This is a genomic window from Salinibacterium sp. G-O1 (assembly GCF_030063305.1).
Taxonomy (GTDB): Bacteria; Actinomycetota; Actinomycetes; order Actinomycetales; family Microbacteriaceae; genus Rhodoglobus.
Genome location: NZ_JASISV010000002.1, coordinates 63834 through 89822, shown reverse-complemented (window position 1 = coordinate 89822; position 25989 = coordinate 63834). Strand labels below are relative to the sequence as shown.

Genomic DNA, 25989 nt, shown 5'->3' with positions numbered 1-25989 from the left:
CCGGGGGCGATTCCCTAAGCCGATATCTCCACGAGAATTCGAGTCAAGGTTGCGACGTCACCCGTCGACCGCCGTCACCGACTATCCCCTCGCGCGCACCGACGTGTGCGAACCCTCCGGCGATGTGAGTGTCACCGTCGCCGACATCGTCGCCGCGAGCGGGATGTAGATGTCGTAGAGAGTGGGTCCGACCTCTTCACGGAAAGTGAAGCGGATGCCGCTCGTCGGCGGTCGCGGCGGGAAGGGGATCGGGAATGGCAACCTGCCGTCGCGCCGAATGGCAGGCAGCTCGATCGACGCGGTGAGCGTCGGTCTGAGCGGTAAGCCGGGGATGAGGAGCAGCTCGCGCACTTCGCCGGACTCCGCGACCGAGCGGATCCCTCCGAGTTCGCCGACTCCGCCGAGCGGCGGACGCACGATGATCCGGCGCGCCGCCGAGACGGAGAGCACGAACGGCGGCCGCATGGTCCGTTCCTCGGTGCTCGAGACCGTGACGACGGCAGCGGTCGCCGACGCCCGCGTCACCGCGACGAGCTCGAGGTTCGGCGGCGTGGGTGTGGTCCATCCAGCGACCGTCGCGAGCTGCACGACCGCGCGTCCGAGCGGATCGACGAGCCGCAGCCCGACGTCGACCGGCTGCGCCGGGTCGGCCCGCGTGAACCACACCGCCAGCGGCGTGCGACCCCCGCTGCGTTCCTCGCGCACAACCAGCGCGTTGCCGACCGCCGGTGCCGGCGGATCGGCGGCGGCCAGCGCCGAGAGCGGCGTGAGGGATGCCGCGGCCATCCCGTCCGCCGTGAGCGCGGCAGACGCCAGCGCCCCGGCCAGGTGCGGCCCGAAGTCGGTGTCGGCGATCGGTGCCGAGGTCGAGGTGCGCGCGACAAGCACGCTGTGATCGGGCGTCACCGACTCGACGACGAGCGGATCAAGGTCGGGCAGGGTTGAGGGCGGAACGCGCACCGTCACGATGTCGGACTCTGGCGACAGGATGCCCCGCCAGCCCCGCTCGGGGACGCCGCTAGTGTCGGGCTCGGCCACGGTCCGCACGTACCAGGTCTTCCAGCTCGGGGTGAGCGCACCGGCCCAGTACCCACGGAAGACGGGCTGCCCGGTGACGAGGTCGACGTCGGCCGGGGCCTGCGGATCAGCGGGCGCGGTCGCCGTGACAAACTCGGGCGCGCCCATCGAGTCGGCCCGGCGGGCCGCGTCGAAGTTGTGCGTGCTGTAAACGCGAAAGCGGGATACCGGCACTTCGCTCGGCACCTCGAGACCGACGTCCGCTCCCGCGAGCGTAATCTCGGGGCGCGCGAGCGGCTGGGCGGGCCGCAGCACGCGCGGTGCGATGAACACCTGCGTGGAGTCGTGGCTGGCTGAGTTGTATGGCCACGCCGAGTCGACGCCGCTCGGGGTCGTGGAGGTGACGACGAAGAACTGGATAGCGGTGGAGCCGCGGACGAGCGCGACATCCGCCTCCCGCCGGTCGCCGGGCACATCCAGCACGCGCCGGAAGGCGAGACGGCACTCCTCGGGATGGTCGATCAGCAACTGGCGCACAGCGACGAGTCGCGCGCCGGGCACCACATCCGGTGCCGGGTCGGCGATCCCGCAACGCTCGCGGAGGTAGTCCTCGCTCGCCTGCCACACCACGAACGCCTTGACGCTGCTCGACCCGGGCGCTCCCCACACCACCCGTACGTGCGAACGGCCGTCTGAGTCGGGGAGGCTCGCGAGTGGCACACCCGGGAGCGGCATCGTTGCCGGGACGACCGGCACGGGGCTGCCGACCGACGCGAGCATCGCCCGCGTGGGATCGCCGGGCGACCACACCGTGGGAGTCGGGCCGACCGCAAGAGCGCGGCGCGCCCAGACGTCCACCCCCCAGCGGTCGGTCGTCGAGAAGTCGAGAGGCGGCAGACCGACATGCGCACCGAAGCGGCGCGGCTCGCCCTGCCCGGGCCCCGCGACCGGGGCCGACAGGCCGTTCTCGTCGAGCGGCACGACAGCGCATCCGATGCCCGCCGGCACATCACCGGCGAACGAGATCGAGAAGCTGCGACGCACCGCGCCGACCGGCACCGACTCGGCGCCGAGCCCCGTCGGTGGGGGCATCGACGGCGAGGTCATCGGGTAGAACACCGCGGAGAACTCGACGGAGGTCGTCGACCGCTCGGTGAACTCGAGGATCACGTCCACGTCGAGCGTCGCCGGGCACAGCACCGAGCCCGTGAAGGTGGTCCGCAGCTTGAGGTTCGCAAGCATCGGCGGCGTCGCGGCCGGTTCGACACCGGAATAGACGGTCTCGCTCCACGGCGACCAGATGCCGTGGACGTCCGACAGCGCGGCGCCGTACAGCTCGTGGCGCCCGCCGCTGCCGAGCGGGATCTCGGCGACCGGGTCGACGCTGCTCAGGAGAGTCGCGCCGGGCGTGAGGGGCGGGATGTTCGGCACGCGCCAACCGTCGACGTCCGCGTCGAAGGCGAACAGCGGCTCGGCGATTCCCGTCGCGAGGGGGGTGCGCACCGTGGCGAACTGTGTGACGTGGACGGTGCCCGCGTCGGCGGGCAGCGGGGGCCACGTCGACCGGACGTTCTCGCGCCACGGGGCGTCGATGATCGTGGGCGGCTGCAGTGAGTAGCGCGCCGATACGAAGGGCAGCGGTTCAGGGGTCTGCGCGTGCATGACGGGTGGGGCATACGCGGCGTACTCCCCCGCCGGCAGCGGGATCTCGACGTTCCACCCGGGCCCGCTCGCCCGGAACACCGGGCCCGCGGCATACTTCGCGGTAACGAGGAACTCCGGCGCCGGCAGCTGCGCGATGGCGCGACTGTCGGTGCGGAACGGGTAGGCCGTACCGAAGCCGAGAGCCAGGTTGGCGAACGGATCGCTCACGGCCGGAATAGATAGCAGCGGCCATGGGGCGGCGTCAATGGATGCCGGCTGCCCCGCACCCGGCGGACCCGCCACCGGGGTAGGGCTCGTCACTCGCGCCTGTGCGTTCTCGGCGAGCCCGGGCGCGTACAGACCTGCGATCCTGTCGAGCAGCTCGGTGGCGATCCGAGCCACGAACGCCTTCGCATCCGGTGCCTGCCAGATCGGCGCGACGACGCCGGACGGCAGCGTCGTCGACCATCCGACCGGCGGGGCGCCGCGGGTCCAGCGGTCGAGGGCGGCGTCCTGTGCTGGCAGCGTCGCGGTCACAAGGCCTTGCTTGTAGCCGTCGTAGTCGGTGCCGGCGATGCCGGTACTGGGAACCGGCAGCCCGACGTACTCGAGCGGCTCCCAGTCGGGTGCGTTGACGATGTCGTCGAGGGAGACGATGCGGGCGACCGGATCGAACGCGTTCGTGACGAGGGCGCACGTCGCGCCGGGCGTCCGCAGTTCAATGTGCGCGGTCGCGCTGCCGGTGCCCGACAGGCCGACGGCCGTGACGGACTCCTTCGAGCCGGTGCGCCAGCACAGGTGCACGACGACCGGTTGCGACGGGTCGACTACACCGCAGTCGATGATGACGCGCCCCGCAGGCGTGCCCCAGTCCACCCGTAGCGATCCGTCGCCGTTGGGCTGTGCGGTGACGTTGACCGCACGCGCATCCGCCTGCTTCGGCTGCCGCCGCCACACGGTGAACACCCCGTGCGGCACGCCGAGGTCGCTGTGGCACGCCCACGCCAGTCGCAGGGTGAGCCCGCGGGAGTCGCCGGCGTCCGGCAGCTGCTGCCCGTGCGACTTGGCTACCGAGGCCCAGTCGATGCCGACAGCTTCGGCGCGGAAATACCCGGGGTTCGCGATGCGCGCCATCAGTCCTCCTCCTCCCACGGTGCGGTAACGAGCGCGACCGACAGCAGCGGCGTGCGCGCCTCGGTGGATCCCGCGGGTCCGTCGAGGTCGGTGACGAGGTCGACTCGGAGTCTCGTGCCGCGGGCGTTCGGACCGAGGAAGATGATTGCGCGCGTGCCGCCCGGGCCCGTTGCGATGCGGGTCACCGGGGCGTCCGGCAGTCCTGGTGCGGCGGGCGAGACCGCGGCTCCGACCGCCAGCCACGGCCAGGGCACGCTCGCCCAGTAGTGGTGCGTCGGGTCGGCGTCGGTGGGCGCGGCATCCACCTTCTGCGGCGTCGCCCGCGAGCGCACGATCTCTTCACTCGAATCGCCGACCACCGCGATCGGTTGGGGCACCGCGTCGGTGCTCCACAGCACCTGCAGCGCCGGGAAGCCCGGAACCTGTGGGGCCCCGAGCCCGGCTTGCTCGAACGCGTCGTCGAGCACCGTGCCCGGCACGCTACCGACGAGCGGGGCGAGCGCCGAGGGGGTGAGGATGCCGCGGCCTTCGGCGCGCGAGCTGCCGACGAACGACGCGAGTTCGGCGGCATCGGCGAACCGGCCGGTGCGGAACGGGACCCGGTACACGATGTCGCCCGTGCCGCCGGCGCCCTTTTTGCGCGCGTGCACGTCGAGCAGGTACTCGGTGAGCGGCTCGAACTCGTACGGCAGCGTCACCGTGAACGTGCTGTGGTCGAATCGCGACTCGTCGAGGCACCCGAGGTTCGCCGCGAGGTCCTCGGCGGCCTCGCGCCAGGGCGACGTGACCCCGTACCGATCGATCGTGGTGGCGTAGGCCGACCCACCGACCAGCGGCACCTGCGGCACAGGTTCATCGGGCTGATCGGCGAGTCGGGGGTGGATGCCCGAGGAGGAGTGCACCACGGCGTAGAGCTCGAGGTCGTACGCGTCGAACAGCGCAGCCACACGCTGCGACGAGAAGGTGAGGCTCACCCCAGCATGTGTAAACACCCCGGTCTCGTCCTTCGCGGGAATGGTGCCGAGCACCCACGGCGAGAGGTCGGACACAATGTCGGAGGGCACGTTCGCTTTCACCTTCGTGTGGAAGCGGAAGCTCTGCGTCTTCGTCGACGTGTGGTCGTTCGGAAGGTCGGCGGGCATCAGCGTCGGAGCGGGAGGCTGACCCTGCGGCGGGCTGTGGTCGTCGCCCGAGACCGGCACCCACGTCGCCTGCCAGTCGATCTCGACAGCGTACGTCGTGTCGGGCGTCAGCAGCGGCTCGCTGCCGGCCGCCTGCGTGAGGGCGGTGTTCAGCGTCTGCTGATCGTTGTTCAGCGTCGTCGTGTCCCAGTCATACCGGCGAGTCTCGGAGGCGAGCAACGCCTCGACCGCGACGACGTAGTAGGCCGGGAACGGTGCCTTGCTGCGGTGGCGGTCCCAGCCGGTCACGACGTGCGCCGCCTTGCCGCCGAGCCCGTCGAGTCGCACGTACACCGCCACGAGCTTCTCGGTCGAGATCAGTCGCCCGGCGAGGTGCCCGGCCCGGCTCACCGAATCGGCCCACGATCCTCCGGCGTCGAGCCAGCGGCCCGGGATCGGGACAGGCGAGGGCACCAGATCCGAGCCGCTCACGCGGTGCGCCTCGATCTCGGATCCATCGGCCGTGCGCGCCGACACCGTCAGGCCGTACTCGAGTCCGATCCGCGGCATCAGCATCAGCACACCGAAGTCCTCGAACCCGTCGGCATCCGCCGCAGCGCCCGCCGTGAAAGCGACGGCGTCGGCGAGCGGATCGGGGGTGAACCCGGATGCCGCCCAGGTCTCCTCGACGAGCTTGCGCGCCAACTCGTCCCCGCCCGGGGAGGGTTCGCCAAGATCGCGGACCGGCGAGCGCAGCAGCTCGCCGAAGCATCCCGCATCCTGCACGATCTGGCGCGAACCCGTCGCCGCCGCAGCGCGTGCGAACGCCGACACCGTAGTGGGGTCCCACGCCGTTGCCTGCCGCACGGCGGGGAAGTCGTAGAGCGACCCGCCGGCGGCCATGTGCGCGTCGAGGGCGGTGAACGCCGCGGCGCCGGTGAGCCAGCCGCGCGCGCTGAACCCCGTCGCCTGTCCCTTCGACCACTGCGAGAGCGAGGTCTTCGGGTCGCGGATCGACGGGTTGTAGCAGGCCACGGCATCGCCGAGGACGATCGCGGGGTCGGTGCCCTGCAGTGCGTCGACGGCGGGTGAGATCCGCCACGGCTCGGTCACGGTCATCCGGGTGCGCACCGGAGTTGTCCGGATGGTTCCCGAGGCGTCTGGCCAGGCGATGCCTGTGAGTACCCACCCCGTGAGGCTCGGCCCGAGCGGCTGCCCGTCGAACGTCCACAGGACGCTCGCCGGCTCGGCCGCCGTGCTGCAGATCGTGCCCCACCGGTGGTCAACGGTCGTGGTCAGCGCCTCGCCGTACGGCACGGCGGCCGGATGGGGATCGGGCGTCCAGTTCAGCAGTGCCAGCTGCAGCGACGTCGCCTGCGCGTCGCTCTTCTGCACCCACCACACGCTTGCCGCCGACCCGCCGGCCGGCGTGGGCGGGATGAGCACTCCCCCGGTGAGCCGCACGGCGGTGACCTCGTACCGCCACCAGTGGGCGCCGAGCTGCATCCATGGGTTGGCGGGGGCGCCCGCGTACGAGCCGAGCACCCCGCCGAGGATATTCGCCTGGTCGGTCTTGGCGAGGGTGAGGAACGACAGCACCGGGATCGCATCGATCGGCACGTCGACCGGCGCGTCCCCGCTCTCGGCGGCCTTCGCGAGCACGCCGTCGACGGGCTCGCCGACGGCCGCGCCCTCGAGCAGCACGTGGATTGTGCGCGTTACGAGTCCGACGCCGGTGACGAGGTCCTGGACAGGCGGCGGCTCCGTCCCCGGCTCGGTCCCGATGGTCAGTTCGACGGAGCCCTCGACGCTGAAGAAGAAGAAGTCGACCTTGCCGTGCACCTCGCCGTGCACGTACAGCTCGCCGGTCGCATCCTTGTAGATGATGACGAGCTTGGCGCTGGCCGAGATGCTGATGATCCACAGGCGCAGCTCGCCGCTAACCTCGATAATTCCGCCGACGTACAGCGGGTCTGGCGAGAACAGGGCGTCGAAGCCGGCGGCTGCCTTGAAGTAGAGGCCGATCGCCTCGCTGCCCATCAGGACGGCCTCGATGTGGAAGCCGGCGGCGAACACCAGACCGTCCGAGCTGAGCGGCGGGTCGGTCGGCAGGCTCAGCCCGTCGCCGTGCACCTCGAGGTATCCCGAACCGGTGAACGAATCGAACACCCTGACGGTCGCCGGGTGGTCGTAGTTGCCGAGCTCGACGTACCAGTGCGATGTATTGTTCGTGTCGAAGAAGGCGGTGACGGGGATCTTGATCGACAGGAGCAACCCGATCGCGTACTCGATGCGGAGCGCGACGAGCACGCTCCCGCGGCCGAAGTCAAGGTCGATGACGGCGATGATCGTGGCGCTGGTGTCGCCGCCGAGCTCGGGCAGGGTCGGGGCGAAGACGTTGGCGAGGGCGAGCAGGGTGATGTCGGGGCCGGGCGTCGAGATCAGCAGCACGCCCTTGAGGTTGAGCGTGAATCCGCCGTCGGCGGTGCCGAGCACGAGGCCCGCGCCGAACGAGTACGCGTCCTTCTCGTAGTGCCATGCCTGGTCGGTGAACAGGTCATCGTTCTTCAGGTGCGTGACGGCCCAGTCGAGCGCTGGCAGCTCGGCAGTCTGGTCGTAGCTGCGGGCGAAGTTAATGCCCATCCCGCCGAGGAAGCCGTAGATGCCGAGGCCGGACGCGCCGAGCAGGATCGGCGCGGGGAATTCCACCGCGGCGCCGAACAGGATGCCGATCGCCGGTCCGCCGTCGGGGTCGGGGTGGATGGTGAGGGTGGCCGAGATGCGGATGTTGACCGACGTCACCGAGACGTCGAAGCCGCCGCTGATCTGCGAATCCGAGATGGCGACGTACCCGGTGCCGTGCAGGACGCCCGGCACGTCGAGGGTGGCCGACAGGCGCGAGATGCTGATGTCGGGGGCGCCACTGCCGTGGAAGTCGGCGCGCACGGTGGCGGTGTCGATGGTGACGATGCCGAGCTCGAGCCCGATACCGAACTGCACTTCGACGAACATCGGGTTGTCACGGCTGACCTTGAAGCCGAAGATGCGCAGGATCTCGTCGAGCGGCGGCGTCGCGACGAGCGAGCCGTCGGGTGCGTCGATCGTGTAGCCCCTGGCCGGGTCGAAGACGGCCAGCGGGCGGAAGTCAGGGCTCGCCGCGCTCCCCCATTCCCCGGCCACCCCGATCGCCTTGTACCGCGCGCTCATCGGCTTGCCGTCGGCGGTGCGGATGATTTTGAGGTCGAACGAGAAGGTGGTCTCGACGTCGAAGAAGACGGCAACCTTGCTGCCCGCCGAGGCATCCCCCGTCGATCCGTCCGCGCTGACGATCCCGTCGGCGACGACCAGTTCGCCGCCGTAGAGCGTCAGCTTCTGCGTCTCGAGCACGCCCGCCGCCCCGATCGCGACGGCCCCGAGCGCCACGACGCCCCCGCCGGCGGGCGAGAGGCTGCTCGCGGTGGCGGTGAGCGGGGCGAGCACCGCGAGCGCACCGACGGCGTCGAGGACGAGATCGGGGATGCCGTCGCCGCGTTTGCGCTGATAGAGGCCGTCCTTGTCCTTGTCGTGCGCACGGAACTCGGCATCCACCTCCCACGACTGGCGGTCTTCGCTGATCCGCAGCCGCACGAGGAAGTCGACGATGCCGTTTGCGGGGTTGTCGTCGTGCTGGGCATCGGTGAGCCCGAGTCCGGACTTGCTCTGATCGGCGGCCTTGGAGAAGTCGAACTCGCCCCACACCTCGGCGCGGATGAAGGTGTCACGCAGGATCTCGACGCGTACGCCGATGCGGCGGAAGCAACTGGGCTGCGGCCGCTTGAGCGGGGTCACGTCCTTCTGGGTGTTGTCACCGCCCCACTCCTGCCGCATGACATCGAGGTTCGCGGAGACGTTGGCAGCCGGTGCGCCCGGGGCCCACGCCCGGGCGAGCCACCAGAAGCCGTCGGTCTCGGCCGGTGGTGCGGGTGTCGTAGGCGGGGGCGTGGTGTCGGTGCGGGGGTTCGTGCCCGCGTGCGCGTTGGCCGCCCCGAACGCCGTGCCTACCTTCGCCTTGCTGAACCCGGCGTCATGCAGGATGGCGAGCGCCACCTGCAAGCGGCGCTCGCTGAGGTCGTGGTTGTACTGGGCCTGCTCGTTCTCGTACGACGCGTACCCGTCGACGGTCAGTTCGGTGTCGGGGTCGAGGTAGCTGGCGAGGTCGGTCGCCGCATCGATGTAGCTCCGGGATGGCGCGTGCAGGTCGCGCGCGGGCGATTTCTGATCGCGGGTGTTGTCGGGGTTGCGCGCCCAGGTGGGCGTGGCGAGCTCGGCGGGCTTGGGGTGGTCGAAGACGAAGTAGCAGTCGCTCACCACAGCGGTGCCTCCGCTGACTGTGACCACGAGCTGGCTGGAGAGCGGATGCGTCGGGGTGAGCGCCGAGACATCGAGCGTCACCGACAACTTGTCGCTGTCGCCGGTGATCGGCACCGTCGAGCTCGTCCACGCCATCGTCGCGGTCACGGGTGGTGCCGGTTCGAGTCGCACGACGGCCGGATCGAGCGAGTCGGCGACAATCCGATACGGCACGAGAGCGCTCGTCGGTGTGATCGAGAGCGCGGTGACCCCGCCGCCTCCGCCGCCGGCCGCGGAAGTGTCGAAGGTGGTCGAGATGGTGAGGTGCTTGGTGATGCCAGCCACGGCATCCGCGACCGTGACCTGGATGGTGGTGCCGTCGGCGTCGGTGGTGATGTTCCCGCGGGTCCCCATCACGATCGACGCGTTGTCGGGGGCGATCGTGACCGTGTTTGAGCCTGACCCGCCGTGGGTGTCGACGAAGAGCGTCGCGTCGGCGGGCACGGTGGCGGTGCCGTGGGCGGGGTCGGCAGTCGGGTCAGCGATAGTGACCGGGATGTACTTCCCCGCGTTCGTCAGAACGTGTGCCGAGACGGTGAGCTCGGCGATGTTCACCACTTCGGCCTCGAAGATCGCGGTGAGCCCGGCACTAGCGCCGACGCCGATGTAAAGGTCACGCGCGGCCGTGGTGATGTAGAGATCCTCAAGCCCGGGCGGCTGCACGAACACCCGCACCTCGGGCAGGTGGAAACCCTGCCACGCGTTGGGCATCGCCCGTGCGCCGGCGGGGAGCCCCGATGGGCCGGCTTCCGAACTCAGGTCGAGGACGGCCGCACGGAACCCGATGCCCACGGTCGCTTCGGGGCCGACGGTCGCGTAAGGCGGCTCCATCCGGACGAGGTCGTAGATCTTGTCGACGGGGTTGCCGGTGGTGGACGCGGAGAGGAAGTCGAACTGCACGGACTGTCCCGACAGCTGCATGAGCCTCAGTTTCAGCCCACCGACGACCATCGACACATGGTCGATGCTGGGGTCGGGCAGCAGCCGGGCGTTGGGCTCGTCGTATTTAGCGGGGCTGAGGAAAGGCAGGTGCACCGCCACGACGGGGCTCGTGAGGACGACGCGCCAGCCGCCGTCATCGGTGCCCGAGGATTGGTGCAGCCCGATCTCGATCGTGAGGTTTGGGTCGCGAAACTCGAGGGGCGTTCCGCCGCCGGGGATACCGCCGAATCCGCCGAGCGTCAGCAGGCTGTCGGCGCGGTAGGTCTTGATCCAGACCTTCCAGTCGCCGTCGGTTATTGGACCGTTCGCGCCGCCCGCCTTGAGAGCGTCCTCCAGCACCGAAAGGGCCCCGCCGTTCTTGGCGGAATCCGGCAGATCATCCCACTGGGTCACGACGCGCCTCCGGGGCAGCGGTGAACGAGGTACTTCTGGCGTCTCACACTGTAGACCCTGGCGCGGGGCTGGACAAGAGCCAGCGGCTCGTAGACCCAAGTACCCGAAGCGCCCCGGTTGCCTGAGGGCGATCGCGCCGTCGAGCACCACTACCTCGACATGGTGCTGTCGATCGGATACCGGGTGAGGTCGCCGAAAGGTATGCGATTCAGGCGGTGGGCGAATGACGTGCTGAAACGTCACGGAACACATCAGTGTGCAGACTTCATTCAGCGTAGGCACCCGAATCCCACCCGGGGTGGCGTTTGACGCCGATCCGCCAAACAGGTTATTTAGGGAGTCGTCAGGGAGGCTAGACAGACCGCTCTAGTCAGGGGTTGTATTGGTGGAGCAACGTCCGTGTCAACTTCCGGCTCGGGCCGAGGAGCGTGGTGCAATGTCGAACAACTACGCAGGAGTTCGTCGAATCGCGGACGAAGCCATGAGGGTGCGGTGCGCGGACCGCCTGATCAATATGCGCGCTTCACTGCAACCGCTGCGAGCTAAACGCAAGGACAGTTCCATGCTGCTGGCGACGTGGAACATCCGGGACTTCGGGGCGGACGGCAAGTTCGGTTCGCAAGGGCGTCTAAGTGAGTCGTTCTACTATCTAGCGGAGACCATTGCAAACTTCGATTTGGTGGCGCTTCAGGAAGTGAGTTCGAAGCTCAGGGACTTCGAACGCCTGATGGATATCCTAGGTTCCGGATGGGACTACATCCTTACCGACGCTACTGAAGGCACCGGCGGCAACGGCGAGCGGATGGCGTTCGTCTACAACCGTGACAAGGTATGGTTCCGGAGGACTGCCGGCGAGATAGTCCTCCCCAAGGGCCAGCTCATCGTGCCGGCCTCAGCCGTAGAGGTTCCAAAGAATCAGACAGCGGCGAAGCAAGCTATCGTGCCCGCGCTCCCGGCTGGTAAGGCCACCGATATGGAGGGCCAGCAATTCGCCCGGACCCCATTCCTAGTCTCCTTTCAGTCGGGATGGTTCCGCTTCAATCTCTGCACCGTCCACATCTACTACGGCTCGGACTCCGGTATAGAGCTCCAGCGCCGCATCGATGAGATCGAAGCCCTAGTGAACTTCTTTGCGAAGCGCCAGGACAAGGAGAGCAAGGAGGTAACCAACCTCCAGAAAGCGGAAAACTACATCCTGCTGGGCGACTTCAACGTGGTCAGCCCGGAACACGAAACGATGTCGGCACTCACTAGTCGCGGGTTCACGGTGCCCAAGCAAATCGACGGCGATAATCTCCCCAACCGTGACCACTTCTACGACCAGATTGCAGTGCGCGTAAAAGACAATCGCTTCAAGACCCTCGACGGCGGCATAGTCGACATCTACGAGAATGTGTTCACCGTGGCAGACATGCCGCTGTATTTGCATTTGGTACCCGAGAACAAGCCGAACGCGAGGAGACCAAAGACCCCTATCGCGCGGTACGAAGAGTGGCGGACCTGGCAGATGTCAGACCACAAGCCACTCTGGGTGGAGATCCAAACGGACTTCTCCGATGCCTACCTGCAGGAAATTGGTGCGGCTCCGAAGGAGCCCTGATGGTCGATTCTGGTGATGAATGTGACACATATAACGCTTGAGAGGCTACACAGCTTCGACTCGAGCAAGGTCGCCAAGGGCGAATATTCGCTGGCGGTTGCACGTCAAGAAGCGGCAACTTGGCCGTCTCAGGAGGTTCTGGACTTCGCGGCGGAACGCTCCCGATTGCTTCACCGCCTCGCGGAGGAGGACGGTGTTGAGGTCCGCGCGTGGGGAGAGGTGGACGGCGAGATTCCGCGTGAGGTCGCTGAGATTGTCTTGGGATTGGCCCCGGCAGTCGTGGCGGCGGCGGCGACGATTATTGCTTCGTGGATCGCGCGCCTCGGTTTCGACAAACGCCGAAAGGGCGACTCTCCTGAGACGGTAGCTGGCGTCAAACTCACCGACAGTCGGGGCCGGACACTCGAGCTCGGCATCAGGGATGGTTTTACACGAGAACAGCGTGCTGACCTCATCCGCGACTTTCTAGACCGAGACTTAGCCCCTGCGTAGAGCTCTGCAGGTGTCAGCGGCCTTCGCTACCGACACCTGCGTTTGACGGATTCGGTGATCGGTGTCGCAACTCAAATTTCTTCTCTTCCTTCGGGAGCAGCCCACGCTCTCAGCAGGACGGCGCGAATTCATTGTCGAGCGCGATTAGCTCACTCTGCGTGAACGATCTGCCGTACCGTGCCGGTCGAGCACGTCTGGCCTCCCACCTCTTAGCGCTACTGCTTAGTGCGCCGGAAGCTCCAGCAGCGAAACCAATTTTCACCATCGCCGGTGCATCGGGAATTCAAAGTGCTGGGTAAGTGTTGGGCCTTCTGTCAGATCGTGAAAAGCGCAACGAAAAAGCCCCGGACTTCGTGAGAAATCCGGGGCACATTGTCGGGCTGACAGGATTTGAACCTGCGACCCCTTGACCCCCAGGCGTCCAAACGGCTTGGTTCGAGCTGGATTCCGCATGATTCTGCGGGTCAGATCATGCGAGGAACGTCAAGAGATGCTTGGTTTGCATGATTTTGGTCCCCTTTTGGTCCCCTCTGCTAAGCGAGGAGGATCGTGGCATTCCGTCTTGTACGTTCGGAAGGCGCAACCACCTCATACCAGGTGCCAACCAAATCGAATGAGGACGGCGAGGCTAGGCGCTACTCGCCATCAGTCCGGCATCTCTCGCAAAACGGTTCTAATGCTCCTTCAACGGCGAGGCGGTGCAGCGCACCCACATATTCCGTTTCAGTCGAAATAGCCTGCACGTCAGGTGATAACTCAGAGCCGCGTAATAAGACGAGAAGTGTAGGGATACGTGGCGAGCCCTTTGAGTACGCTGGTCTGGTATTTCGGATACCACTGATTACCTCGTCCAGTTTCCGAGATGAGGTAGAGGTGCTTGCGCGCTCTGGAGCCGATAACGAACATCAGTTTGTTCGCGACATCAGTCTTCTCATACGCGGGTTCGCCGAAGTGCGGCACGATACCTTCGAGTAGCCCGAACGCGATGACGGAGTCAAACTCGGCACCCTTGATTCCGTGGATGGTCGAGACCACGATGCCATTTCGTGGGCGGAACACCTTTCTGAAGGTTTCGAGATCGTCAACGTCGACGCCTTCGTCTTTCTGAATGCGCGCCAGTCGACTCTGCATTCGGTCGAAGAAACTCTCGCGCTGGAATGCGAGCTCGGAATCGACTCTTGGCACGAAGCCGAATGCGGCACAGAAGGCATCAAAGTACTCGGTAAGGAACCGTGTTCCACTCGTCCCTGGCACTTCGATTCCATTGGTCGCTTTTAGGAAGTCCCTCGCGCTCAGGTCGTCCCTAACATAACCAGCCGTAGCGAGTTCCTCGATGACCTCTCGCGCCCATCGGATGCGGCGGCGAAACATGTCGGGGGCCGAATGAGTGAGTGCGATCCGAGCGACCTTGTACCAGAAGTTATCAAGGTTCTGGCCGAATGGTGACAGTCCAGGCCCATTGAACTCATACTCGGGAAGCGCTTGTACGAGTGATCTGGTGATCGAGGCCAAATGAAGCCACCAGGGAGCAACAATACAGATTTGCTCAGACGGGACACCAAGAACTTCAACATTGTGTCTAATTAGCTCGGCGACACCTTGAACGAGTTCCGTCTTATCAAGGCTTATGTCGTGGACGAGATGCCCGCTCCAGTCTCGCCATTCCCCCGCAGCTTCTATCTCCATCGGAGCGACTGCGAAGTTGCTGAAGTATTCGACGATTTGTTGCGACGAACGATAGTTGCTCCGAAGCGCGAGTTCATTCACCGGGCGACCCGTCAGTGCGGCGAGTTCTCCGGCGGTCTTGGCAACACCGCCGAGCGAACCGAAAATCGCTTGGTTGGGGTCCCCCACGACGAAGAGCCGCGATTTCGAGCTTGGTTCTCGGATGATCTTCGAGACAATCGAGTACTGGATGTCTCTCGTATCTTGATACTCATCGATCGCCACAATCCGGAAGAGCTGGCCCAACCGCTTCGCAATCGGCAGGTGATTAGTGATGAGGTCGTGGGCGAACTTGAGCATCATCTCGAAGTCGATCTGCTTCTGTTCGAGTAACCGCTCGTGGTACTCCGCGATCGTCGACCGCAGAGGATCGATGTTTTCCTCTGGAGTGCTCTTGTCGAGAGAAAAGCCAAGTTCGGTTGCATAGTATTTGCAGTCAAACTGGCCCTTGAGCGGCGGATTTCGCTTGGCAATCTCACCGAGCAGTTCTTCGCTCTCAAAGGTGTCAATCACACTGAACCCGTCTTTAAGAGCTTCGTGGTAGAGCGAATATGGTCGGAGTATCCAGGTGAGGCAGAAGCTATGGATTGTGCCAACCCAGAGTTGGGTGGTGTCGATCCCCATAGCCTCAATGCGGTCTCGGATCTCTTCGGCAGCGACGTGCGTGTATGTGAGTGCCACGACGAATTCGCGATGCGATGAAACCTGCGATAGCTCTGATGCGATCTTGTGAGTCAGGGTCCGGGTCTTTCCGCTGCCTGGGCACGCGATGATCAGAACATCGCCGTCTGCTTCTAGCGCTGCGCGCTGCTCAGGGTTGAGGTCTTGCAAACCTGACGTCATTTTCCGAAGGCTCGTGCCAAGCCGATAAGACGGAAGTCAGCATAAGTATCTCGTTCGATATTCACTAGAGCAGATTCGATATCAATATCCCCAGACTTGAGCTCATCGAGAATCATCTGCGCTGCGGCGACCTCATTCGAGGTGGTGCTCCTTGAGCCCTTCCATTGATCGATTCGGTGCTCGATGATGCGCACCCAGGTCTCTGGCGGGAGCTCTGCAGCCGCGAAACCGAGCGCGTCAAGTACGTAGCCGGGTAGCACAGGGCCGCCATCCAGGTCGGCAGTGTCAAGCCATCTGCCGAGGAGGAGTGCGAACCAGCCCTTCTTCGCCTTAGTAGCGAGTTGAAGCGCCGCTTTGCCGTACGACGCGATATCCGAGTCTGCCAGTGCTGTTTTGAGTACCTTACGTTCCCCGCTCTTCTTATAAACCTCGTCCACAGTAGCGCTGAGAATTTCCCGGTTGATCCCCGACGTTTCGGCGAAGTCCACTTCGAAAGTGTGCGGCGCATACGCGACATCGAGGTAATCGTTGTCAGCCGCAAAATCATCGAGACGGATCTTTCGTGCGGCCCCAGCCTTGGCTGAAGCCAAAGCTCTGCGCTTCCGTTTTGCGACTACTTCTGTATCACCATCATCCGGATCGGCGTCGAAGAAGACTTGATCATGGTCGGTCAAGATTGCGCACCGCTTGCGCAGACGATCCTCATGGAAGAGGTTCCCGAGGTTCTCAAAGCCAGTGCTGCGCACGTTGATGAGGCTGACACCGATTTCGTCCAAGCTGATGCCGTAGATCTTCTTGACGAGATTTGGGATCAGGATCTCCTCGGCATCACCCTCGACCAGCAACACGCTTCTTGCGAAGAGCAGGTTGGAACGCACGGCATCCAAGAAGCGTTCGGCGGAATGGACGTCTGCGGGGTCGAGGCCGGTCGCTGGTTGGAGGGCGACCCATGATTCGCCCTCGCGCGAGAGCACGTTCACGCGTTCAATCTCGCTCACTTCTGAGATGTGCGTCGAGTGAGTCGAGTAGATGATTTGCGTGTTCTCGTACGCGACGTTGTGGAACAGAGTCTTCTGAACGTGAGTGTGGATGTGTGCTTCGGGCTCTTCGATAAGCAGAAAGTTGGCGATTGCCTGTCTCGCGGTTCGATACTCGAACTCGAGAAGTTTCAGCGTTAAGAAGACAAGATTGGCACCGCCGAGGCTCATCTCGTGCAGGCGTCTCGGTTCCGAGTCGCCGTGCTCGCCGACATAGAGCTTGAGTGACTGGAAAAGGTCAGAGGCCTCGAGCGGAAGCTCCGATTGGATCCGCATTGATGTTGGTGAGTAAGTCTCTCCGACAGTCTCCTTGAAAGTTTTCTGGATGCCACGAGTGATCTCCTGAACATCATCCCGGCTCTCGATATCTTTGTTTAGCTCGCGAACCTTTCTGAGGATGTCATCGAAATCACCTTCGGGGATCTCTTCACTCTTGGATGCGAGGAGCGTCCGAAGCGGGTTCTTCCTGGGGTCGTTGAAGTCGGCGACAACGTTCCGAAGTGCCGGAACAAAGGAGAGCGAGAACTCCCGCCACAACGACATATCTCGCTGGATCTTGATCCCGACCTCATCCGCAAATGTAGGCGCAGTGCCGTTGTTGTCGGATGGGAAGATCACCGCATCAAAGTCACCAACGATGCGCGTGTACTCTTCACGGTCTGTGAGGTCGACACTCATCTTGCCGAGGAAAACACGTTCGTAGTCGTCGAGGGTAATCGTGGCGCGAAGCTCTGCCAGTCCAGCACGATCCCCATCTTGCAGTGCGGCGAGGCCGTCGCGGACTTCAGCCTTGGGCCTGAATACCAGTGAGTAGGTCGCCCGTTCGGTGTCCCCCGAGGACTCTTCGGCAGCGTGCTGTAGTAGCAGCGACTGGACAGCCTCGTCATCGCTGACGTTATCGAACTCCATCATGATGACGATCCAGTGCCCGCGCCAGTCGGTAAGACCACGGTGAAAGTCGCTCTCTTCGAGGTCGTGCCTTCGTGTGGCGAACGTGTCGTCAAGTAGGAGGCGCATGGCACGGAAAAGGTTCGACTTTCCTGATCCGTTCTCTCCGATGATGGTGTTGACGCCGGGTTGGAGGTAAACGTTAGTGCGTTCGAAATTGCGGTAGTTGACGAGAGACACTTTTGAGATATGCATTGAGTTATCGGTGTCCTCTTGTCATTTGGCTTTCACAGCATGCGCGCTTGTGATCCTCGTTGATTTCATTTTCCTTCATCGATCCGGATGCCTGGTAGCGCGACTTTGTGCGCCGAGCGGTGCCCCAAGGAGACAGATCGCTTCAGCTCGAACTGATACATTCAAGGATGCCAGCTATCGCGTCAAGCCGCGGCGCTGCGAAAGAGCTTGAGCGGTCAGGCTCAGGTTGCCGCGATCGCAGTTGCGATCGGGACGTGGAGCTGTGTGGCGATCGGAGCGTAGAGGTCGACACCCTGCTCCTTCGTTTGTAGCGAGAGCAGGAGGGAATATCGGACAGGAGTGTCCCGTCGATCAACTCGGTGGTTGTTCTTCCACCAGCCACCGACCGGGTAAACAGCAACGTTGTTGCAGTGAGCAAGTTCGGCACCGGTACCGTGCCACTCGTCCTGGTGCAGAGAACCAAGGTGGCGAGCTTGAGCGCCCAAAAACCAGCGTTCGGATTCGTTCTGTCCGGGAGCAGATCCTTCTTCGGAGTTCTGAGCTTCCCGGTTAACCCGTGCCACAAACTCAGTTTGGTTCTCAGTCCGACCTTGTAGGTCAAATTGCAGCCTGTGCGACGGATACGTGTATTTGTTTCGCCACCCGCGGCGAGAGGCCGAAGGCTCGACAAAATACGACAGCGTGACGCGGAGACGAACTTCTGCTTCGCCAAGGTCCTGCAGGATGTCCGTAGGCCAAGGGAGCGAATGCAGCCGGAACTGACGCATCGCATAGCTTGAGCCTTCAAACGGAACGAACTCATCCTGAGTAACCAGCGTGACAGCACGCCGAGACGAGTTGAGCACTGTCTCTTCGGTAGGTACGCCCCAGCCGAACTGGCGTAGGAGATGATGACGTGAACCCTTCCGGTGATCAACATCAAGATCTCGCTTCATCGACTCAGTCCACTCTGCTGAGTGCGTAAGCATGCCTCGGATCGTCTCGGGCCAATATGCGGGATACCGATCCATCGCAAGTGCCGCTAGCCGAGCGGCCTGGGCGGTTGCGGCACTGGTGGCGTTTGCCGAGGTTAGTGCCACGTCACTCGTGTGCCCCGTCGAACGGAGCGAAAGCGAAGAGTGTCGCTCGTGGTAACCACCTGCACCGTCTGGGAGAACGTTTCCGCCCTCCATGCAAATGTCCGGCTTTATTGGCCACCGCTTCCTGTCAAAGAACGTAGAAGTGCGGCTGTGCGGCGAGAGATCTCCTACTCCCGCAATCGCAGCCCAACCTGCATATTGCGGGTGTGTCGGCAATTCGACAAGGTCGGTGTATGCGCCGACGGTGAGAGCGTTCCACGCCTGCGCGGGATCCTCAATCGGAGATGTCGCAGAGTAGGTCCGGTGGTCATCGATATATGGCGGAGCAACGTTGCCTGCCGCGACGAGGATTAGACGCGCCTGGTCGAAGTCGGGCTCTGAGAGCAGTTGGATCTGATCACCATCGCGAGTGCTATCAGTGCCAACGGCGAGGGCATCGACGCTAGCGGACCAGAGAGTGGGCTCACCAGGGCGATCTGGAGCGGTGCTCAGCGTCAAGCAGTACACTCGTCGTCGCTGACTAACAACCTCCGGTAACGCTGCAGCTTGCACGGTTGCGCTAGCGAGATCAAGCGGCTGTTGCTGATGCTCGCTCTTGGTCGGCCACATGCGGACCGACTCAAGTCGGTGACGAAGACGAACCTCGTTACTCGCGACGAGCAGCGGTTCGAGATCGCCGAACAATGCCAATCCAGCCATCGAAGTGCCGTGACCACGCTCGTGCACATCGCTGGCTGTCGCTTCCGAGCCAAAAATCGTGTGATGGTCAGCAATCGAGAGCGAGTCTCGGAGAAGGGCATGCGTACGCATCACACCGGTGTCGAGGTGGCACACGGCGGGCGCGTCTTCACTCGCAGGCACGATGCGCCCAGCGAGGTCCGTGACGTAATCGAGCTGTTCATCGGCAGAAAGATCCTCGACCGTGTCGATGAACTCGGGTTTACGAATTTCCATGATCGGAACCGACGTGAACGGCAAGATCTCCAGCTGTTTCCAGCTGGCCTCAACCCACACAATGACGCGATCCCGCAACCTCAATGAACGAGAGAGGGAACGCATCCGGTAGGTCTGAACGAATCCATCGAGCGTGGCGAGGTGCTCACTGTCACTATCAAGCCACAGCTCCCACCAATGAGTGCCGCTACGAGCCGGTTCTCCTTCAGAGGTCCAAAGGTCCGACAACACCGCGCGACGAATCCGAGAAATGTTGGCGATGAGATCCTGGTTCTTCGGGTTTCCTTTGATCGTCTCTACATCAAGGAAGTCCTGGAACAGCTTGAGAAACTCCTGCCGATAGGCATCGGAGACCCACACCGTTGCCAACTCCGGCTCGCTATCTCTACCTCCCCGCACCGAGAGCAGGAGCCATTTCAGTTTCCGAGCACGACCGCTCGTGTATGCGTTGAGAGAATCGATCTTGAGGGGGAAGGTCGCGCCTTCCCCTTCAAGCACGATCACCGTCCCAGTTGCGCGAAGCTCATCGTCAGTAGGTATCCGCTCATCTAAATCCGCGTCGAAACTGGTGAATGCATCCTCGGCGGAGTTCTTTAGCCCCGCCCCGTGTTCGCCACGAGAGACGACGCGTCGCTTAGCACGCGGAGATATCTTGCGGTGGAAGTCTGCTGCCTCGGCGTATCCGTGAACGTAGAGGTGGTCGAGATCTCGTCCGACCTCAGCCAAGGCTCGCCGTTCGACGCGCGGTCAAGGCCACGATCAGATCTTCACGCCCCACAGCGCGCTCGCCACGCATCAGCACAGTCTTCGCTGCTGTCTCAGCTGCTTTGACCAGTTCAGCATGGCTGAGACCGGACGTGTAATCTCCCAGCTTCGCCAGGCTGGTTCCGCTAGCAAGCGTGCCGAGTCGAGCCTTGATGACCGCTGCGGCTTGACGTGCGTCGGGCAGCGCATAGGTAAGAACTGCGTCGAACCGGCGGAAGAGTGCTTTGTCAAGGATCGCACGGTGGTTGGTCGCGGCGAGGACGAGAGATTCGGGGCTTGCTTCTTCGAGGAAGACGAGAAACGAGTTCAGGATACGGCGAGCTTCGCCGACGTCGTTTCCGGACCGATCGCCGCCGAGTGCGTCGAACTCGTCAAAGAGGTAAACCGCGCGGCGCTGTGCTACGGCATCGAAGACCAGCCGGAGTTTACTGGCGGTCTCACCCATGAATTTGCTCAACAGGCTATCGAGCCGGATCGTGAACATCGGCAATGACAGTTCAGTCGCGAGCACGGCCGCCGTCATGGTCTTTCCCGTTCCGGGCGGACCTTCGAGTAGCAACCGGTGCGCAGGAGTGAACCCATGATCAAGAAGGTTCTTCCTCTGCCGTTGCTCAGCCAGGACCTGCTTGATCTGAGCAACGAGATCAGGGGTAGCAACCAGTTCACGCAAGTGGACGTCGGGATGCGTCGCTTCGACTAGCTCGGCAATTTCGCCGCGCGGCTGCGCAAGAGTCGTGACATTACCAAGCGGCGCACGCTCGCGAGAAGCATCAACGGCCTTTTTGATGTCGTTGGCCAGCACGTGGTGGCCCGCCTTGGCTTCTCGCGCAGCGATCTGAAGAGCCACAGAGTAGAAACTTGCTTCGTCACCAGACGCATGGCTGCGCACCATCGCGGTGATGTGCTGTCCGAGTCCTGCCATGGTGCACCTCCTCCCCCACTATTGCGTATCGTCGATTGCTCTCATGGTATCGGTTCCCGATTCCTGTGACTGGAGGCGCACGAGCAACGCTCCGAGCCCATGCGGGCGCGCTACGCGAAACGGAAGTCCCGGTAGGAGCTCCTCACGTTGAACCTGTGGCCGTCCTTGCGTCGTTGCAGGAAGCCAGCGACCGTGTCGACGTCGTTGGGTCGCATCTTCAACGCCCGGCATTTGGCGCGGACCTGGTCAACTGTGACCGACACCCAGCGCTCTGGGCAGTTCATCATGTCGGCCTTGAGTTTGTCTTCCTCGTTCCACTTCAGACCGGAGTCGTACCCGGCGGCCCAATCGGCAATGTGTTCGAGGATCTCCTCGACGCCGTTCGGCAGTGTCGCGACCGCCGCCTCAGAATCGGATTGGGTTGATGGCTGCTCCGTGCGGCCGTTGAGGAGCCCTACTGGTCGCACGTCTTCGATCCACGTCGCGGTTTCGGCCTCTCCCCATTCGATGACGACAAGTGCGTCGGCATCGACACCCCAGAGGTCGTTTAGGTGCTGGCGATCTGGCCAGGCGTAGATGACGCGACGGTGAGCGAGCGACCCCGGGGAAAATGCTCGCCATGTGAGGTGGATGGTGTCTGCGCGCGCGACGAGGCGTTTGAGGCTCGCCCCCTCGAACTGCTTCTGCGGCGTTACAACAACAATCTGCCCGCCGTTCTGCGCCAGAAGCCAGGCGATAGCGCGCGCGTTCTGTGATTCGCGTGAGTCTTGTTCGCTCAGCTGCGAGACCGCAACGGGGAAGCGGTACTGATCGGATGACATAGGTTCTTCCTGTTCGCTCGTGTGCTCGGACACTACCGGTGACCTCCGACAACCCGACCCGGGATTTGCGTCTGAGCGGCCAAGGTGTTCTCAGAACGATATAGATTCGTCGGCTGTTGGGAGCGCTAAATGACCAGACCGACACGCACGAGATTTCAGCCCGACCGTACGCGTCGATCGTCGCCCAAGCGATCGAAGCCGTCGCGTGCAAATGTGGCCCTTGCGCTATGCCGAAGCAGACGAGCGCTGGGGACGAGAAGCATGCGCATCCCGGCTTTCCGCGGCCCGCGTTCGTACGAGCAAGCCAACGCTCACCGGCCCGATCCACACAAACTTGAGCGCGTTCCAGACGCAGACGAGGGCGATGAGGTAGAGCCACCCGGGACCCCCGTTGTCGATGAGTGCGGCACAGACGCTCGCAACGTAGAGGTACGGCAGAGCGAGCAGCATCGCAGGGACGCCCCACTTGAGGCCGCGGCGGGTGCGTATGGCGTTGAGCAGGATGTTCGTCGGCATGTACCGGCGCATGAATTGCCGGATGTGGAAGCTGGCGATCCATATGATTCGAAGCACCGCAACAGTCCTCTCGTGGTCCGGCGACGAAGAAACTTGATGGACTGCCCGGGCGCTGTCGTGCCATCGCGCGGGCGATGGCGAACTTTGAATGTAGTCGCCTTTCCCACAAGGGTGCGCCTGACCCACGACAAGCGGAAGATCGATACCGCGCGCCTTCACCGCCTTGCCCACCGCTCACTTTCAGGTCTGCGTGACCCCACGTCGGTGGTCATCCCTATCCTTGGGGCATGAGCTTCACTCCGCTGCACCGCGCGCTCGGGCTGCCGCCGAGCATACTTACCGACGAGATCCTTAACGCCGCGGTTGCGGCCGGTGCGGTCGAAACTGACGATCTGGACTGGAAGTCGGAGCTTCCCCCGATCAAGAACCTCTCGCAAACTGATGTCCCCAAGGACATCGCCGCAATGGCAAACAGCGGCGGCGGAATGATCGTCTATGGAGTCAAGGAGAATCAGAAGGTAGCAACTGGCCGCGCAGACACTGGCGAGTTCAGCGAAGGGCATGAACGTGCCTATCGAAGTGTGGCCGTCACAGCGATCGTCCCGCCAGTGTTCGGCATAGAAATCCATCGGCTCGGAATCAATACCCGAGCCGTTGCCGTGAGCGTTCCGGCAAGCGTGGATGGCCCGCATCTGATCTACAAGAATGACTACTTCGGCGCACCCATCCGCAACGACGCGGACACCGCATGGATGAAAGAGCGGCAGATCGAGGCCATGTATCGTGCGCGGTTCAACGAGCGGCTACGTGCCACGGACGCTCTCGACGGCCTCTACAGAGAGTCCGTTGAGGAACACGACACCTCTGGAAGGGCATGGTTAATCGCCGCCGCGCATCCGCGCATCCCAGTGCTCGCCCGCCCGGACCGCGGCGTGGTGCGGAAGGTCTTCGAACGCGCACGGGAAATCACGCTTACCTACTCGAACCGCAGCGGCATCCACCCGGTCGAGAACATCGACTATCTCAACCCACGCCCGGGGCTACGCCGCTGGACTGCTGTCAACGCCGCGACTGGCAGTCAACGATGGCAGGAAGCCTGCGCGAGTGTGCACCATGATGGGTCCGTGAGTTTGGCATTCGCGCTCGGCGGACACCGAAAGAGCGCTGACGGCTACTTTGACGGATGGCAGGTCGAGGGCCGCGGCATCGAAGGAGCAGTAGCCGACTTCATGGCTTTGATCCGCGCGACAGCGGATGTGTTCCACACTGACGAGTACGAAGTGAGAGTCGGTGTCGAATGGGTTGGAAACGAACCGCTATCCATACTCACGGTCGATGGCTCGAACCTCACCTACGACGGAGCCTCCACGCCGTTGCGGAGATTCACCCCCGTCACCTCGACGATCACTGCGACAGGATCCAACGACTACTTCCATCGGCAAGTTCATGACCTGGCTGAAGACTGCGTGAATCAAGGCGGGATCACTTACTTGCATATGATTTCCGCGCCGCCCGAGGCAGATGACTAGCCCACAAACATAGACATCAAGATGGCTCGTATCGAGGATTTGTTCGCGAGGGAGTGCTGCCCATCGGACGTTCTGTGACGACGATGGCCGCCAGGTGGGGCCGGGCGGGCATGGATCGAGGTCGTTCAGGATCACGACAAGCGGAAGGTCGATACCGCGCACCTTCACGGTGATCTCTGACCACGAAGGAGCCTCCCGATGTCTGCACTCTCCGAACTTGGCCGCGATGAACGCATCGCCCGCATGGCCCTCTAGGTTGTTGCGGCGCCGAACGCCCCCTCGACCGGACAGCTCTTGCGAGATATTGATGTGTCCTGGATCCGGTGGAGTCGGCTCCTTAGGTTTCCGGGAGTAGCTGCTTGTTCTGTTCGTAGAGTTTTTTACTCGATCGGGGTGAACGCGGCTGCTGTCGCGGCCAGGCTCTCCCCTCCGCATTCCGCCCTTTAAGCAGAACCACAACCGATACAGGCCCGATCACGATGAACTTCAGCGCGTTCCAGATGCAGACAAGGGCAACGACGTAGAGCCAGCGGGACGCTCCCCCGTCGATCAGCGCCGTACAGGTACTCGCGGCGACGAGATACGGGATGGCGAGGAGCATCGCGGGCACGCCCCACTTGAGCCCGCGGCGGGTGCGAATCGCGTCGAGCAGGATGTTGGTCGGCATGTACCTGCGCATGAAGTTGCGGAGGTGAATGCTGATAACCCAGATGATTCGAAACATGACAACGGTCCTCTCATGGCTCGGCAACGTTGAACCTTGGAGGACTGCCCTGGGGCCGTCATGCCATCGCGCGGGCGATGGCGAACATTGAGTGTGTCGCCTGGATCCAAGGGTACGCCGAACCAACGACATAGGAAAGGGCGGCTCTGTTCACCTCCACAGTGATGACTGGCTGTGAAGGAGCCCGATGATGACTTCCCTCTCCTCGCTCGCGCACGACGAGCGGAGCGCGCGAACCGTTCTCTCAATCGTGGCTGCACCGAATGATCAAACGACCGGTGGTCTCCTTGGCCGAGTCGGCGCTGTAGAACTGCTCCGCCTCGCTGATGCTGACGGCACGGTGCCCGGCCTCGACCAAATCGCAGCGGCAGTATGGCGCGAACGCTTGCACGCTGTGAGCAGCGCCGACACCTTGGCCACACAGATGGCGGCCTTCGAGCGACAAGGCCTCCGGGTCCTTATTCCGGGTGAGAAGGATTGGCCAGTCGCCCTCAACGATCTCGGAGCACGCACACCATATGCACTTTGGACGCGTGGCGAGACTGCGCTGCTGGCCAAGCCTCTCGCCGACCGCATCACGCTGACCGGTGCGCGCGCCTCCACCGCGTATGGGGACCACATGGCGATTGAACTCGCCAGTGACCTCGCGCTCAGTGGCCGTGTCGTTGTCGCTGGCGGTGCCTACGGTATCGAAGCAGTCGCACACCAGTCGGCGCTGGCGACCGGTGGAAGAACGATTGCAGTCCTCGCGGGTGGGGTCGATCGCGCATACCCTGCCGGACACGCGGATCTGTTTGCGCGTATTGAGCAACAAGGTCTCCTCGTCTCTGAGGTTGCACCGGGTGTTGCACCAACACGGCAGCGTTTTCTCGATCGTGGCCGGATTATGGCCGCGCTCTCCTCGACAACGGTGATCGTTGAGGCGGGCGCGCGATCAGGATCGCTGCGTGTCGCCGACGAAGCAGCGGAGCTTGGTCGCTCAGTCGGTGCGGTTCCTGGCCCCGTGACGAGTGCCGCCAGCTATGGCTCCAATACCCTTCTTCAGGACGGACGTGCCCGTCTGGTCGCAAGTTCCGGAGACGTCATAAGGCTCACCGGCAGCGACAAAAACAACCACCGCCAAGTAGAACTGACGCAAGCAGTTCAAACAGAAACGGTGCGGACGGGTCAGACAATCAATTCACGAGGTCGGTAATCAC

Annotated in this window: 14 protein-coding genes; 5 read left to right on the top strand and 9 right to left on the bottom strand. The window is 63.5% G+C overall.

The features are described 5' to 3' along the window. Window positions 1–81 precede the first annotated feature (81 nt). Together QMG83_RS06750 and QMG83_RS06745 are read right to left on the bottom strand one after the other, a co-directional pair. On the bottom strand, window positions 82–3795 hold the full coding sequence (locus QMG83_RS06750; protein ID WP_283504616.1) for a hypothetical protein: 3714 nt from the start codon (window positions 3793–3795) through the stop codon (window positions 82–84). Continuing rightward, window positions 3795–10640, bottom strand: a complete 6846-nt coding sequence (locus QMG83_RS06745; RefSeq protein WP_283504615.1) for a hypothetical protein — start codon at window positions 10638–10640, stop codon at window positions 3795–3797. Before QMG83_RS06745 ends, QMG83_RS06750 begins: the two co-directional genes overlap by 1 nt. Before the next feature lie 117 nt (window positions 10641–10757). Between QMG83_RS06745 and rhuM the strand changes: the two genes are divergently transcribed. The 3 genes from rhuM (at window position 10758) to QMG83_RS06730 (ending at window position 12732) form a co-directional block, all read left to right on the top strand. Beyond that, the gene (gene rhuM, locus QMG83_RS06740) at window positions 10758–10949 is read left to right on the top strand and encodes a RhuM family protein (protein WP_283504614.1); all 192 of its coding nucleotides are present in this window, start codon (window positions 10758–10760) and stop codon (window positions 10947–10949) included. 253 nt (window positions 10950–11202) lie between these two features. Next, on the top strand, window positions 11203–12240 hold the full coding sequence (locus QMG83_RS06735; RefSeq protein WP_283504613.1) for an endonuclease/exonuclease/phosphatase family protein: 1038 nt from the start codon (window positions 11203–11205) through the stop codon (window positions 12238–12240). Between the two features lie 15 nt (window positions 12241–12255). Continuing rightward, the gene (locus QMG83_RS06730) at window positions 12256–12732 is read left to right on the top strand and encodes a hypothetical protein (RefSeq protein WP_283504612.1); all 477 of its coding nucleotides are present in this window, start codon (window positions 12256–12258) and stop codon (window positions 12730–12732) included. Between the two features lie 756 nt (window positions 12733–13488). Here the strand turns inward: QMG83_RS06730 and QMG83_RS06725 are convergent. The 6 genes from QMG83_RS06725 to QMG83_RS06700 all read right to left on the bottom strand — a co-directional run bounded on the left by QMG83_RS06725 (window position 13489) and on the right by QMG83_RS06700 (window position 22594). Then, the gene (locus QMG83_RS06725) at window positions 13489–15300 is read right to left on the bottom strand and encodes a UvrD-helicase domain-containing protein (protein WP_283504611.1); all 1812 of its coding nucleotides are present in this window, start codon (window positions 15298–15300) and stop codon (window positions 13489–13491) included. After that, entirely contained in the window at window positions 15297–17480 is a 2184-nt protein-coding gene (locus tag QMG83_RS06720; protein ID WP_283504610.1) for an ATP-dependent nuclease, read from the bottom strand. Before QMG83_RS06720 ends, QMG83_RS06725 begins: the two co-directional genes overlap by 4 nt. 221 nt (window positions 17481–17701) lie before the next feature. Continuing rightward, a complete protein-coding gene (locus tag QMG83_RS06715) occupies window positions 17702–20239 on the bottom strand; it encodes a S8 family peptidase (RefSeq protein WP_283504609.1) in 2538 nt (845 codons plus the stop codon). Beyond that, a complete protein-coding gene (locus QMG83_RS06710; protein ID WP_283504608.1) occupies window positions 20232–21200 on the bottom strand; it encodes an AAA family ATPase in 969 nt (322 codons plus the stop codon). The genes QMG83_RS06715 and QMG83_RS06710 overlap by 8 nt, the downstream gene beginning before the upstream one ends. 110 nt (window positions 21201–21310) lie before the next feature. Continuing rightward, on the bottom strand, window positions 21311–22021 hold the full coding sequence (locus QMG83_RS06705) for a hypothetical protein (protein ID WP_283504607.1): 711 nt from the start codon (window positions 22019–22021) through the stop codon (window positions 21311–21313). A gap of 225 nt (window positions 22022–22246) precedes the next feature. Further along, window positions 22247–22594, bottom strand: a complete 348-nt coding sequence (locus tag QMG83_RS06700; protein WP_283504606.1) for a sulfate permease — start codon at window positions 22592–22594, stop codon at window positions 22247–22249. 230 nt (window positions 22595–22824) lie between these two features. Here QMG83_RS06700 and QMG83_RS06695 point away from each other — a divergent pair, with 230 nt between their 5' ends. Continuing rightward, window positions 22825–24066, top strand: coding sequence for an AlbA family DNA-binding domain-containing protein (locus QMG83_RS06695; RefSeq protein ID WP_283504605.1), 1242 nt, complete (start codon window positions 22825–22827; stop codon window positions 24064–24066). Window positions 24067–24403: 337 nt separating this feature from the next. Here QMG83_RS06695 and QMG83_RS06690 read toward each other — a convergent pair whose 3' ends face one another. Further along, window positions 24404–24790: a sulfate permease gene (locus QMG83_RS06690; protein ID WP_283504604.1), complete on the bottom strand. Its 387-nt coding sequence runs from the start codon at window positions 24788–24790 to the stop codon at window positions 24404–24406. A gap of 187 nt (window positions 24791–24977) precedes the next feature. Here QMG83_RS06690 and QMG83_RS06685 point away from each other — a divergent pair, with 187 nt between their 5' ends. Continuing rightward, window positions 24978–25985, top strand: coding sequence for a DNA-processing protein DprA (locus QMG83_RS06685; protein WP_283504603.1), 1008 nt, complete (start codon window positions 24978–24980; stop codon window positions 25983–25985). Window positions 25986–25989: the final 4 nt, after the last annotated feature.

Excerpts from the sequence above, each read along its gene's own strand:
- QMG83_RS06720 (WP_283504610.1), bottom strand. The coding sequence starts at position 17,480 with ATGCATATCTCAAAAGTGTCTCTCGTCAACTACCGCAATTTCGAACGC.
- QMG83_RS06705 (WP_283504607.1), bottom strand. The coding sequence starts at position 22,021 with ATGTCATCCGATCAGTACCGCTTCCCCGTTGCGGTCTCGCAGCTGAGC.
- QMG83_RS06750 (WP_283504616.1), bottom strand. The coding sequence starts at position 3,795 with ATGGCGCGCATCGCGAACCCCGGGTATTTCCGCGCCGAAGCTGTCGGC.
- QMG83_RS06710 (WP_283504608.1), bottom strand. The coding sequence starts at position 21,200 with ATGGCAGGACTCGGACAGCACATCACCGCGATGGTGCGCAGCCATGCG.
- QMG83_RS06695 (WP_283504605.1), top strand. The coding sequence starts at position 22,825 with ATGAGCTTCACTCCGCTGCACCGCGCGCTCGGGCTGCCGCCGAGCATA.
- QMG83_RS06730 (WP_283504612.1), top strand. The coding sequence starts at position 12,256 with ATGAATGTGACACATATAACGCTTGAGAGGCTACACAGCTTCGACTCG.
- QMG83_RS06685 (WP_283504603.1), top strand. The coding sequence starts at position 24,978 with ATGATGACTTCCCTCTCCTCGCTCGCGCACGACGAGCGGAGCGCGCGA.
- QMG83_RS06735 (WP_283504613.1), top strand. The coding sequence starts at position 11,203 with ATGCTGCTGGCGACGTGGAACATCCGGGACTTCGGGGCGGACGGCAAG.
- QMG83_RS06690 (WP_283504604.1), bottom strand. The coding sequence starts at position 24,790 with ATGTTTCGAATCATCTGGGTTATCAGCATTCACCTCCGCAACTTCATG.
- QMG83_RS06725 (WP_283504611.1), bottom strand. The coding sequence starts at position 15,300 with ATGACGTCAGGTTTGCAAGACCTCAACCCTGAGCAGCGCGCAGCGCTA.